Source organism: Streptomyces sp. NPDC004788 (assembly GCF_053601115.1).
The window spans coordinates 152,118-164,536 of sequence record NZ_JBSGBF010000002.1 but is presented as its reverse complement, the minus strand read 5'-3'; the positions used below and the strand labels follow the sequence as shown (position 1 = coordinate 164,536).

Annotated in this window: 8 protein-coding genes; 7 read left to right on the top strand and 1 reads right to left on the bottom strand. The window is 75.1% G+C overall.

What is annotated here, in order from left to right:
• The first annotated feature begins 84 nt into the window (after positions 1 to 84).
• Both ACWEJX_RS01795 and ACWEJX_RS01790 read left to right on the top strand, forming a co-directional pair.
• Positions 85 to 273, top strand: a complete 189-nt coding sequence (locus ACWEJX_RS01795; RefSeq protein ID WP_451605580.1) for a hypothetical protein — start codon at positions 85 to 87, stop codon at positions 271 to 273.
• A gap of 35 nt (positions 274 to 308) precedes the next feature.
• Complete coding sequence (locus tag ACWEJX_RS01790; RefSeq protein ID WP_451605579.1) at positions 309 to 1,298, top strand: LysR family transcriptional regulator; 990 nt, start codon at positions 309 to 311, stop codon at positions 1,296 to 1,298.
• Positions 1,299 to 1,331: 33 nt separating this feature from the next.
• Here ACWEJX_RS01790 and ACWEJX_RS01785 read toward each other — a convergent pair whose 3' ends face one another.
• Positions 1,332 to 2,504 (bottom strand): aspartate-semialdehyde dehydrogenase, encoded by a 1,173-nt coding sequence (locus ACWEJX_RS01785; protein ID WP_451605578.1) that lies wholly within the window; start codon positions 2,502 to 2,504, stop codon positions 1,332 to 1,334.
• Between the two features lie 229 nt (positions 2,505 to 2,733).
• Here ACWEJX_RS01785 and ACWEJX_RS01780 point away from each other — a divergent pair, with 229 nt between their 5' ends.
• From ACWEJX_RS01780 to ACWEJX_RS01760, 5 genes are all read left to right on the top strand, one after another.
• Complete coding sequence (locus ACWEJX_RS01780; RefSeq protein WP_451605577.1) at positions 2,734 to 3,345, top strand: NADPH-dependent FMN reductase; 612 nt, start codon at positions 2,734 to 2,736, stop codon at positions 3,343 to 3,345.
• Positions 3,346 to 3,526: 181 nt separating this feature from the next.
• Positions 3,527 to 4,321 (top strand): thioesterase II family protein, encoded by a 795-nt coding sequence (locus ACWEJX_RS01775; RefSeq protein WP_451605576.1) that lies wholly within the window; start codon positions 3,527 to 3,529, stop codon positions 4,319 to 4,321.
• Positions 4,318 to 6,024 (top strand): condensation domain-containing protein, encoded by a 1,707-nt coding sequence (locus tag ACWEJX_RS01770; RefSeq protein ID WP_451605575.1) that lies wholly within the window; start codon positions 4,318 to 4,320, stop codon positions 6,022 to 6,024. Before ACWEJX_RS01775 ends, ACWEJX_RS01770 begins: the two co-directional genes overlap by 4 nt.
• Positions 6,021 to 7,880 (top strand): amino acid adenylation domain-containing protein, encoded by a 1,860-nt coding sequence (locus ACWEJX_RS01765; RefSeq protein ID WP_451605574.1) that lies wholly within the window; start codon positions 6,021 to 6,023, stop codon positions 7,878 to 7,880. Before ACWEJX_RS01770 ends, ACWEJX_RS01765 begins: the two co-directional genes overlap by 4 nt.
• Positions 7,877 to 12,418, top strand: a complete 4,542-nt coding sequence (locus tag ACWEJX_RS01760; RefSeq protein ID WP_451605573.1) for a beta-ketoacyl synthase N-terminal-like domain-containing protein — start codon at positions 7,877 to 7,879, stop codon at positions 12,416 to 12,418. Before ACWEJX_RS01765 ends, ACWEJX_RS01760 begins: the two co-directional genes overlap by 4 nt.
• Position 12,419 lies beyond the last annotated feature (1 nt).

The following is a 12,419-nucleotide window of genomic DNA, read 5'->3' as shown; positions in this document are numbered from 1 at the left end:
TGATGCTAATGCGCGGTGGACACCCCACCAAGGCACCGATGCATCCCGCCCACCGTGCGAACCAGAACCGGAAGGATGTTCTCCATGCTCCGCGCCCGTGTCGTCAAGGCCGCAGCCGTCACCGCCCTTGCCGCCGCAACCGTCCTCGGACCCGCCCTGACCGCCTCGGCCACGACCCCGCTCACCGGGTCGTCCGCCACCGGAACCGCGCAGCAGCCCGCCGCCACCCCGGACACCACCACGGGTGTCCAGGAGGACATGGGCTGGCAGTGACGCAGGAATCCGGCAGAGCCCGAGGGGGAGGCCCGTTGGATCTCAGACAGCTCACCACGTTTCACCGTGTCGCCACGCTGCTCAGCTTCACCAAGGCGGCGGCCGACCTGAACTACGCACAGTCGAGCGTGACCGCCCAGGTGAAGAGCCTGGAAGTGGCCCTCGGCGTGGAACTCTTCGAACGCCTGCGGGGCAGGATCCGGCTCACCCCGGCGGGCGAGCGGCTGCTGCCGTACGCGGAACGCATCCTGTCCCTCGTCGACGAGGCGCGGGACAAGACGACCGGCTGGGCCGAGCCCACGGGGCTGCTCACCATCGGGACGAGCGAGAGCCTCACCTCGTACCGCATGCCGCCGGTCCTGGAGTTCTTCCACCACCGCTATCCGCGGCTGCGGATCTCGCTGCGGACCGGCTCCGCCGACCGCACCTGCGAGGCGCTGCGGCAGGGCGCCCTGGACATGGGCTTCTTCATGGACGCGTGCACCGAGCACGCGGGCCTGCGCACCGAGCGCCTGTGGTCCGAACCGCTCGTCGCGGTCGCCGCGCCGGGCCACCGGCTCGCCGGGCTGCGCGGCCTCGGCTCCGGGGACCTGGCCGCCGTGCCGCTCCTGGTGCCCGAGGCGGGCGACTGCTACCGGGAGCTGCTGGAGGCCGAACTCGCCGACGCGGCCGCCGGTCCCGGGCCGGCGCTGCTGGAGTTCGGCACCGTCGAGTCCGTGAAGCGCGGGGTCGCCGCGGGGCTCGGGGTGAGCGTGCTGCCGGAGGTCGCGGTGGCCGACGCGGTCGCGGCGGGCGCCCTGGTGGTGCTCGACTGGCGGCCGCCGTTCGAGGTGCACACCCAGATCGCCTGGCGGCGCGGCCAGCAGGTCACCCGCGAGATGCGGGCGTTCATCGACCAGACGGTGCGCTTCGCCGCACAGGACGCGCCGGATGTGCCGCACGCGCCGCACGCGCCGGACGCGCAGGTCGATCCCGGCGGCTTCCCGGTACGGGAGGAACGCCCCGAGCTCCAGCTCGTGGGCTGACCCGGAGCGGGAGGAACCAGGTCCTGGACGGGCTCAGAGCGTGCCGCGTGCCGTGAGCCCGCCCAGGACCTGGACCGCGTTCAGCGCCGCCCCGCCCCGGAGGTTGTCGGCGACCAGCCACAGCCAGAAGCCCGTCGGGTCGGCCGACGGGACCCGGATCCGGCCCACGTGCACCCGGTCGGGATCGGCGAGCGTGGCGGGGGTCGGCGCGGCGCCCGTAGCGCCGTCGTGGACGGTGACGCCGGGCGCGGAGCGCAGCAGCGCGATCAGTTCCGTACGGTCCACGGCGGCGGCGCAGTCGACCCACACGGCCGCGCACTGGCCGTTCACCACGGGCACCCGGACGCAGGTGGCGGTCAGGTCGAGCTCCGGCAGGCCGAGGACCCGCCGCGTCTCGTCGCGCAGCCCGCGCTCCTGTGCGGTGAACTCACCGTCAACGTCACCGTCACCGTCGCCGTCGCCTTCGCCCGTCAGCACGTCGAAGGCCAGCGGCGGCGAGAACGTCTCGGCGGGCAGCGCGGTCTGCGGGTCCTGGAGGCGGGCCCGGGTGCCCTCCTGGAGCTCCTCGATGCCCGGGTGCCCGGCCCCGGAGGCGGGTTGGTAGGTGCTCACCACGACCCTGCGGACGGCCCAGCGGCGGACGATCGGCGCGAGGACCCGGACCAGGGCCACGGTGGCCGCTCCGGGGCCGGCGACGATCCCGCGGACCGGACGGCGCCTCAGCAGCGCGTCGTTGACCCCCGGGACGACCAGGGGCACGTCCTCGGCGAGCCGGAAGGCGCGGCTGCCGTCGACGACCAGGGCGCCTGCGGCGGCCGCGAGCGGCGCCCAGCGGCGGCTCACCTCGGCGCCCGCGAAGAAGAACGCCACGTCGGCCCGGGAGAAGTCGAAGCCGGCGACGTCGTGCACCGGATGGTCGCGCCCGTCGACGCGGATCTCACGGCCCGCCGAGCGCGCGGAGGCGATCAGATGGAGGGCGCGGTAGCGCAGCCCGTGGTCCTCCACGAGTTCCAGGAGGGTGCCGCCGACCGCACCGGTCGCGCCCACGACGGCGATCCGCGGGGCGGTGGGTTCGTCGACCGCCGTCATCGCGTCGCCGATCTGCTGGATCCGGTTCGTCCGGGCCGGAGGTGCATCGTCCGATGATCGGTCCGGGCGCCCGGAGGGATCAAGGAGCGGCGGCACCGTCCTTTCGATGTCGCTCATCGGCGGCGCCGATGCCGCCGGCGCACCCCGGCGGGCCGCTTCGCACCCCCTTGTCCAGGCGCATCGAATTCCTCGATATCTCCCATCGGAATCGCCGTCGGCGAACATTTGACCTGCAAGTTTCCGTGGTCAACGCTGAGTTCCGGTCACCGGGGCGACGCACACGACGCGGACGACGAGGGACCGCACAGGCAGGGATTTCGACCGCACACGGCTTCGGGGGCTCCTCATGCGGCAGACAGTGAGAGTGGTGGGCATCGGCGGTTCCCGCCGGCCCGGTTCGCGGGCGGAACGGGCGCTGCGCCTGGTGCTCGACGAGGCCGAGCGGCTGGGCGCCGAGACCCGGCTCGTGCCGGGCGAGGAGCTGGTCCTCCCGCTCCTCGACCCGCGCGGGGACGTGCGACCGGCCGCGGCGGAGCGGCTGCTCGCCGAAGTGGCCGCGGCCGACGGGATCGTGCTCGCCAGCCCGGTCTACCACGGCGCGGTGTCGGGCCTCCTGAAGAACGCCCTGGACCACCTGGAGGGGCTGCGCGACGACGAGCGGCCCTATCTGAGCGGGCGGGCTGTCGGCTCCCTCGCGGTCGGCGAGGGCTGGCAGGGCGCGATGACGACGCTGTCGGCGCTGCGCGACACCGTGCACGCGCTGCGCGGCTGGAACACCCCGCTGGGCGTGGCCGTGAACACCACGGTCACCGACATCACCCCCGACGGCGGCTGTACCGATCCGCACGTCCAGGCCCAACTGGCCACGATGGCCCGGCAGGTGGTCGAGTTCGCGACGGCCCGGCGGGCGCTGGGACAGGGGCTGCGGCCGGCCGAGCCGGCGCTCCAGGCGGGCTGACGGGCCGGGGCCGGCCCGGCCCCCGACGGTACGCCGCGGGCCGGGCCGCCCGGCTCCGGCCGCGCAAGCCGCGGTACGAGACGGCCGCGCGCCCCTTCCCGTACCCGAACCACCCCCGACGCCCCGGCGTCCTCGCACGCCACGCACGCCACGCACGCACGCGCTCCGACAGGGATTCACGTTGACACACGACACCGACAGGGCCACGGACCGCTGGATCCGCGGCTTCCATCCCAAGCCGGCGGCGGAGCACACCCTGGTCTGTTTCCCGCACGCGGGCGGCGCCGCCAGCTACTACCACGCGCTCTCGGCGGCGCTCGACCCCGACGTCGAGCTGCTCGTCATCCAGTACCCCGGGCGCGAGAACCGGCTCTTCGACGAGCCGGCGCGGTCGGTGGAGGCGCTCGCGGACGCGGTGGCGCGGGCGCTGACCGCGCGCGAGCTCGACCGTCCGGTGTTCTTCGGGCACAGCATGGGAGCGATCGTCGCCTTCGAGACGGCCCGCCGCCTGGCCCGGACGGTCTCCCGGCCGGCCGCGCTCGTCGCCTCGGCCTGTGCCGCGCCCTCGCACCACGAGGCCCGCGCCGAGCGCCTCGACGGGGCCGGCGAGGAGACGGACACCGAGGTGCTGGCCCGGATCATGGGCCTGGGCGGTACGGATCTGGACGTCGCGGAGCACGAGGAGCTGATCCGGCTCTGTCTGCCCGCGCTGCGCGCCGACTTCGGGGCCCTGGAGCGGTACCGGGTGGCGCCTGACGTGACCGTGCCCTGTCCGATCACCGTGTTCGCCGCCGACGGCGACCCGAACGTGCCGGCGGCGGAGGCCGGTCTGTGGGGCCGCCATTCGGCCGCAGGCCCCGCCGACGTGCATCTCTTCGAGGGCGACCACTTCTACTTCCGGGCGCGGCCGAAGCCGTTCCTGGACCTGCTGCACCGCACGGTGCGCTCGGCGCGCAAGGGGGTGGCGTTCGCATGACCGCGAGCGGATTCGTGACGGAGGAGCTGGCCCGGCTCTGGTCGGAGCTGCTCGGTGTGGACGAGCCGGCGCCCGGCGCGGAGTTCGCCGCGCTCGGCGGCGGCCCGGAGGCGGCGGCGCGGCTCGCCGCGCTGATCGACGAGGAGCTGGGCCTGACGGTGTCGCCCGCGGAGCTGCTCGGGGCGGGCACGCTCGCGGAGATGGCCGAGGTCGTGGACGCCGCCATGAAGGCCCCGCCGGCCGGGCCCACCACCTCCGGCACCGGTACGTCGGCCGCGCTCCCCGGCCCGGCCCCGGCACCGTTCCCGGCGTCGGACGCGCCGCGGGCGCTGCCGCGCGACGCGGACGCGCGGCCCGCGCTGTCCTTCGCGCAAGCGCGGCTGTGGTTCATGCAGCAGATCGACCCGGAGACCACGCTCTACAACGTGCCGACGGTGCTGCGGCTGCGCGGCGCGCTCGACCGGGCGGCGCTCGGCCGCGCGCTCGACGCGGTGGTGGCCCGCCACGAGGTGCTGCGCACGACGTACGCGGCGCCGGCCGGCGTACCGCACCAGGTGATCGCCGCGCCCGGGCCCGTACCGCTGCCGTACACCGATGTGTCCGCGGCCGGCGATCCGGAGGCGGAGGCGCGGCGGATCGCCGACGAGGAGGCCCGGCGGGTCTTCGACCTGGCCGCCGCTCCCCCGCTGGCGGCCCGGCTCGTGCGGGTCGCGGCGGACGACCACCGGCTGGTGGTGACGTTCCACCACGTCGCCATCGACGGCGGCTCGGTGGAGGTCTTCTACCGGGAGCTGGGGCTGCTCTACGGCTCGCCCGAGGGGCTGCCCGAGGCCGCGCTGCAGTACGCGGACCTCGCCGAGTGGCAGCGGGCGCGGCTCACCGGCGGCACGCTCGACGCCCTGGTCGGCCACTGGCGTGCGGTCCTCGGCGAGAACCCGCGGGCCCTTGAGCTGCCGACGGACCGGCCGCGGCCCCGCTCGAAGAGCTTCCGGGGCGCCGTCGCCACCCGGCTGCTCCCGGCCGAACTGGTCGCATCGGTACGGGCGTTCGGGCGCGCCGAGCGGGCGACGGCCAACATGACGCACCTGGCGGCGCTGTACGCGCTGCTCGCGGGCTGGTCCGGGACCGAGGACGTGACGGTGGGCATTCCGGCCGCCGGGCGCACCCGGCCGGAGCTCCAGGAGCTGGTCGGCTGTCTGATCAACATGGTGCCGGTGCGGACCGGGCTCGGCGGTGACCCCGGCTTCCGGGCCCTGGTCGGCCGGGTGCGCACGGCGGTCCTGGACGCGGCCGCGCACCAGGAGCTGCCCTTCGACAAGCTGGTCGAGGCGCTGGTCGCCCGGCGCGGCCGGGACTTCATGCCGGTGTTCCGGGTGATGTTCAGCTATCTGGGCGAGCGGCGCGCGCCGGTCTTCGCCGGACTCGACGGCTGCGCCCTGGACCTGACGGGCCCTCAGGACACCGCGAAGTACGACCTCAGTCTGTACGTGGAGGAGCGCGGCCGCGACGCCGTGGAGCTGACCCTCGAGTACGACACCGATCTGTACGGGCCGGACACGCCGGCCGCGCTGCTCGCCGCGTACGAGCGGACCCTGGCGGAGGCCGTCGCCTCCCCGGACACCCCGGTCGGCCGGCTGCCGGCCGTCCTGTCCTTCACCGCCGCGCACCGAGGCGCCACGCACCGAGAGGAAGCACGACCTTGACCGTTGACGGACGGGGCTCCGCTCCGGGGACCCTGCACACCTGGTTCGAGCGGCAGGCGCGGCTGCGCGGCGACGCCGTCGCCGTGTCGGGCCCGGACGGCCGGCTGACCTACCGGGAGCTGGAGCGGGACGCCAACCGGCTCGCCCACCACCTGCGGTCCCTGGGCGTCGGCCCGGAGGTGCCGGTGGCGGTGCGCCTGGAGCGGACCACGACGCTGATCACGGCGCTGCTCGCGGTGCTGAAGGCGGGCGGGGCGTACGTGCCGGTGGACCCGGCGAGCCCGGCCGAGCGGCAGGAGTTCATGCTCGCCGACGCCGGTGCGGCGGTCCTCGTCACCGACCGGGCGGACGGCGTCCGCGGCACCGCGCACACGGTGCTCACCGGCCCCGGCGGCACCGATCTGTCCGGCTGCCCGGACGAGGCGCCGGAGCACGGCGGGGGCGCGGTCGCCGCGAACCTCGCGTACGTGATCTACACCAGCGGTTCGACCGGCACCCCGAAGGGCGTCATGGTCGAGCACCGCCAGGTGACGGCGCTGCTCACCGGCACCCGGTCGCACTTCGGCTTCGGCCCGGACGACGTGTGGTCGATGTTCTCGTCGGCCGCGTTCGACGTGTCGGTGTGGGAGATGTGGGGCGCGCTGCTGCACGGCGGGCGTCTGGTGGTCGTCCCCGACGACGTGCGCCGGTCGCCGCAGGACTTCCACGGGCTGCTGCACCGCGAGGGCGTCACGGTCCTCAACCAGACGCCGGCCGCCTTCCGCCAGCTCGTCCGGTACGAGGAGGAGCTGGCCGAGCGCGGCGGCACTCCCGCCGGGCTGGCGCTGCGGGTCGTGGTGTTCGCCGGTGAGGCGCTGCCGCCGGAGATGCTGCGGCCGTGGCTCGCGCGGCACGGCGCGGACCGTCCGGAGCTGGTGAACATGTACGGCATCACCGAGACGACGGTGCACTCCACGTACCGCCGGATGAGCGCAGCCGACCTGGCCGGTTCGGCCAGCGTGATCGGCGAGGCGTTCGAGGGCTGGTCGATGCGGGTGGTCGGGGCCGACGGACTGCCGGCCGCTCCCGGGACGGCCGGTGAGCTGTACGTGGGCGGCGCGGGCGTGGCCCGCGGCTATCTGGGCCGTCCGGCGCTGACCGCCGAGCGGTTCCTGCCGGACCCGGACGCGGCCGTGCCGGGCGCCCGCCGCTACCGCTCGGGCGACAGCGCGCGGGAGCTGCCGGCGGGTGACCACGAGTACCTGGGGCGGCTCGACCACCAGGTGAAGATCCGCGGCTACCGGATCGAGCTGGGCGAGATCGAGAACGCGCTCACCGCTCACCCGGAGGTCCGCGACACCGTGGTGGTCGTGGACGAGGACGCGGCCGGCGACCCTCGTCTGGTGGCCTACTGGGTCCCGGCGGGCGCTGCCGCGGCGGCCGGTCCTTCGGAGCTGCGCGAGCACCTCGGGCGGACGCTGCCCGAGTACATGGTGCCGAACGTGTTCGTGACCCTGGACCGGCTGCCGCTGACCATCAACGGCAAGGTTGACCGGCGGGCGCTGCCGGCGCCGGAGGCCGTACGGCCGGATCTCGACGCGGACTTCGCGGCGCCGGTCACGCCCGTGGAGAAGACCCTGGCGGACATCTGGGCCGGGCTGCTCTCCGTCGACCGGGTGGGTCTCGACGACGACTTCTTCGAACTGGGCGGGCACTCGATGCTCGCCACCCAGGCCGTGGCCGTGGCCAAGGAGCGGCTCGGGGTTCCCGTGACGCTGCGGATGTTCTTCGACCTGCCGACCGTACGCGAACTCGCGGGTGAGCTGGAGGACTTGCTCGCCGCCCGCAACGACGACACCAACGAGGGGAACGCATGACCGCGCAGACGCACGGGACGGAGCTGCCGGAGCAGTCCGTCGCCATCATCGGGATGAGCGGGCGCTTCCCGGGGGCCCCCGACGTCGAGGCGCTGTGGCGACTGGTCGTGGCCGGCGCCGAGGGAGCCACCCACTACACCGACGAGGAGCTGACCGCCGCAGGCGTCCCCGAGGCTCTGCTCGCGGACCCGGCGCTCGTCAAGTCGGGCTTCCCGCTGGAGGGTTACGACCGGTTCGACGCGGCCTTCTTCGGGATCACCCGCTCCGAGGCGGAGCTGATGGACCCGCAGCACCGGCTGCTCCTGGAGACCGCGTGGCAGGCCCTTGAGCGGGCCGGCTATCCGGCGGGCTCCCACGACACCCGTACGGGTGTGTTCGCGGGCGTCTCGGGCAGCGGCTACCTGCGCGAGCGGATCCCGCAGGGCGGCCCGGACGGCCGGGTCTCGGACGAGATCCAGGTCGCCGTCGGCAACGACCCGGGCATGCTGGCGCTGCGCGTCTCGTACAAGCTGGGCCTGACCGGGCCGAGCTTCACCGTGCAGAGCGCCTGCTCGTCGTCGCTGGTGAGCGTGCACCTGGCGGTGCAGTCGCTGTTGTCCCAGGAGTGCGACATGGCGCTCGCGGGCGGCGTGGCGGTGCGGGAGTTCGAGCCGCGCGGCTACCGCTACGAGGAGGGCGCGATCCTCGCCGAGGACGGGCACTGCCGCCCGTTCGACGCCGAGGCGACCGGCACCGTGTCCGGCGACGGCGTGGCCGTGGTCGTGCTGAAGCGCCTGGAGGACGCGCTCGCTGACGGCGACCACGTGCACGCGGTGATCCGCGGCTCGGCGGTCAACAACGACGGCGCCGCCAAGATCGGCTTCACCGCCCCGTCGGCGCGCGGACAGGCCGAGGTCGTCTCCGAGGCCCTGGCGGTCGCCGGCGTCGAGCCGGGCTCGATCCAGTACGTCGAGGCGCACGGCACGGCGACGCCGCTCGGCGACCCGATCGAGGTGCAGGCGCTCACCGAGGTGTTCGGCGACGGACTGCCCGCCGGATCGGTGCACCTGGGCTCGGTGAAGTCGAACATCGGCCACCTGGACGCGGCGGCCGGTGTGACCGGTCTGATCAAGGCGGCGCTCGCCCTGGAGCACCGGCACATCCCGCCGACCGCCCACTTCACCGCACCGAACCCGCGACTCGCCCTCGACAAGGGCCCGTTCCGGGTGGACGCCGAGGGCCTGCCGTGGCCCGAGACCGACGAGCCGCCGCGCGCCGGTGTGAGCGCCTTCGGCATCGGCGGCACCAACGCGCACGTCGTCCTGGAGGCCGCGCCCGCCATCGAGGCCGGGGACACCGACGACAGCCGGCAGGTGCTGCCGCTGTCGGCGCGCACCCCCGAGGACCTCCAGGCCGCCGCCGAGCGGCTCGCCGACGCCCTGGAGGCCGAGCCCGAGGCGGGCCTCGCGGACGTCGCCTACACCCTCCAGCTCGGCCGCGCCGCGCTCCCCCACCGCCGCGCCGTCGTCGCCGCCGACCGCGCCGAGGCCGCCGCCGCGCTGCGCCGGACCGTCCCCGCGACCGAGCCGGTCGCCGAGGACGCGGAGGCGCCCGCCACGGTCTTCCTGTTCCCCGGGCAGGGTGCCCAGTACGCGGGCATGGGCGCGGAGCTCTACCGCACCGAGCCGGTGTTCCGCGAGGCGTTCGACGCCTGCGCCGACATCCTGGCGCCGCTGACCGGCGCGGACCTGCGCGAGCTCGTGTTCGCGACCGATGACGAGACCGCCGGCGAGCGGCTGCGGCAGACCCGCTGGACCCAGCCGGCCGTCTTCTGCGTGGACTACGCGGTCGCGCGGCTCCTGATGTCGTGGGGCGTGCGCCCGGACGCGATGACCGGGCACAGCCTGGGCGAGCTGGTCGCGGCCTGCCTGGCGGGCGTGTTCAGCCTGGCGGACGCGCTGAAGGTGGTGGCGCGGCGCGCCGAGCTGATGCAGGAGCTCGCGCCCGGCCGGATGCTGTCCGTGCTGCTCGACGAGCAGGCCGTCGCCGAGGCCGTCGAGGGCACCGGCGCCGTGGTCGCCGCCGTCAACGCGCCCGGCTCCTGCGTCGTCGCCGGCACCCCCGAGGAGGTCGCCGCGGCCCGCCGGGTCCTGGAGGACCGCGGGATCTCCGTGAAGGAGCTGGAGACCTCCCACGCCTTCCACACCCGCCTGGTCGAGCCGGCGCTGCCCGGGCTCGCCGAGGTGCTGCGCTCGGTGACCCTGAACAAGCCGTCGATCCCGTTCCTGTCCAATGTGACCGGCGGCTGGATCACCGACGAGCAGGCCACCGACCCGGAGTACTGGGTGGCGCACACCCGGCAGCCGGTGCGCTTCGCCGACGGCATCGCCACACTGGCCCGCCGCGGCCCGGCCGTCCTCGTCGAGGCCGGCCCCGGCAGCCAGCTCAGCGGACTGGTCCGCACCCACGAGGTGCCGCAGCCGGTGGTGACGCTGCTGCGCCGCCCGCGCGGCGAGGCCGCCGCCCCGGCCGAGGACCGCGCGCTGCGCGAGGGCCTCGGCGAGCTGTGGCGGCACGGCGTGGCCGTCGACTGGACGGCGCTGCACACGGGCCGCGCCCGGCGCCGGGTGCCGCTGCCCGCCTACCCGTTCCAGGGGCCGAGCCATCTCCTGCCGAAGCCGGACGCGAACGGCACGGTCGGCGTCCGCAAGGACGCGGCGCGCTGGACGTACGCCCCGGTGTGGCACCCCGCGCCGCTTCCTCAGGGGGATGACGAGACTCCTCTGACGTGGCTGGTGCTCGCCGACGGGCGCGGGCTCGCCGACGAGGTCGCGGCCGGGCTGCGCGGGGCCGGCCACACGGTCGTCACCGTGCGCAAGGGCGCCGGCTATGCCCGTACCGCCGAGCACGAGTTCACCGCCGCACCGGCGGCCGCGGGCGATCTGCCGCAGGTCGTACGGGAACTGCGCGGCGAGGGCGTCGCGCCCGACCGGGTGCTGCACTCCTGGTCGGTCACGGACGACGCCGACCCCACGGACGCGGCCGCGCGTTACACGGAGGCCCTGGACAGCGGCTTCCACACCCTGGTGGCTCTCGCGCAGGCCCTCGGCGAGTCCGGCGAGGACCGGCCGGTGCGCTTCGACGTCGTCACCGACGACCTCCAGGACGCCTACGGCACGGCCGTGCTGCGGCCGGAGCGGGCCACCGTGTACGGCGCGGTGACGGTGCTGCCGCAGGAGTACACCTGGCTGACCTGCCGGGCCGTGGACGTGAGCCTCTCCGGAGGACCTCGTGCGGTCGCCGGCCGGCTCGTCGCCGAACTGGCGGGCCCGGGCGGCGAGTCGCTCGTGGCGTACCGGGGCGGGCGACGGCTGCTGCGCGCGTTCGCGCCGGTCGAGCTGGCCCCCGTACCGGCGGAGCGGGCCTGGCCCGAGGGTGCCGGGTTCGTGGTGACCGGGCTGCCCGGCGAGGCCGGTCTGAGCTTCGCCGAGCACCTGGCGGAGTCCGGAGCGCGGCTGCTCCTCGTCGGTGAGGCCGAGGCGCCGTCCGGTGAGCGTCTCGCGGCGCTGCTCGCGGGCGACGGCGTCACGTACCGCGCCGCGGACCTGAGCGACGCCGAGCAGACGCGCGAAGTCCTGCGTCAGGCACGGGAGCTGTTCGGCGCGGGCGGGCTGCGCGGTGTGCTGCACTTCCCGGAGGCGCGGGGCTCCGGCCTCGTCGCGCTGAAGGGCCGGGAGGACTTCGACGCGGTCCTCGCGGCGCGGGTGCGCTCCACGCTGCTGCTCGACGAACTGCTCGCGGACGAGCCGGAGGTCTTCCTGCTCGCGGGTTCGTCGACGACGGGTGTCATCGGTGGCTTCGGCCAGTCGGAGAACACCGCCGCCGCCGCGTTCACCGACGCCTGCGCGCAGGCCGCGGCGGGCGCCGGACGCACGGTCGTGGCGTTCGACGTGGCCCAGTGGGCGTGGGACGACTGGTTCGAGCAGCAGATGGCGGGCCTGCCGGAGGTGCGGGCCGTGTACGAGCGGCTGCGTCACGAACAGGGCGTGCCGGTCGCCGAGGGCCTGGGCCTGGCCCGGGCGGCGCTGGCCGGCGGCCTTCCGCAGGTCGTGGTGTCGCGGGCGGACTTCCAGGACGTGCTGGCCGACCAGGCCGGTCTGACGGCGTCCTCGTTCACCGACTCGCTGGGCGGTGGCCGGCAGGCCGCGGACGACGGCTGGGACCCGGCGACGGTGTGGCCGGACGACGAACTGGCCCAGTCGGTGGCGCGGGTGTGGCGGGACATGCTCGGCGCCTCGCCGATCGGCCCGGACGACGACTTCTACGAGCTGGGCGGCAACTCGCTGTTCGCCATCCAGATCGTGAGCCGGCTGCGCGCGCTGCACGGCGACTTCCCGATGAGCGCCGTCTTCGAGGCGCCGACCGTGGACGGTCTCGCGGCGGCGATCCGGTCGCACCAGGCGGAGGCGATCGGCCTGGACGAGTTCGAGGCGCTGCTGCGCGAGATCGAGGGCCTGTCGACGGACGAGGCCGAGGCGAAGCTGAAGGGTGACGCGTGAC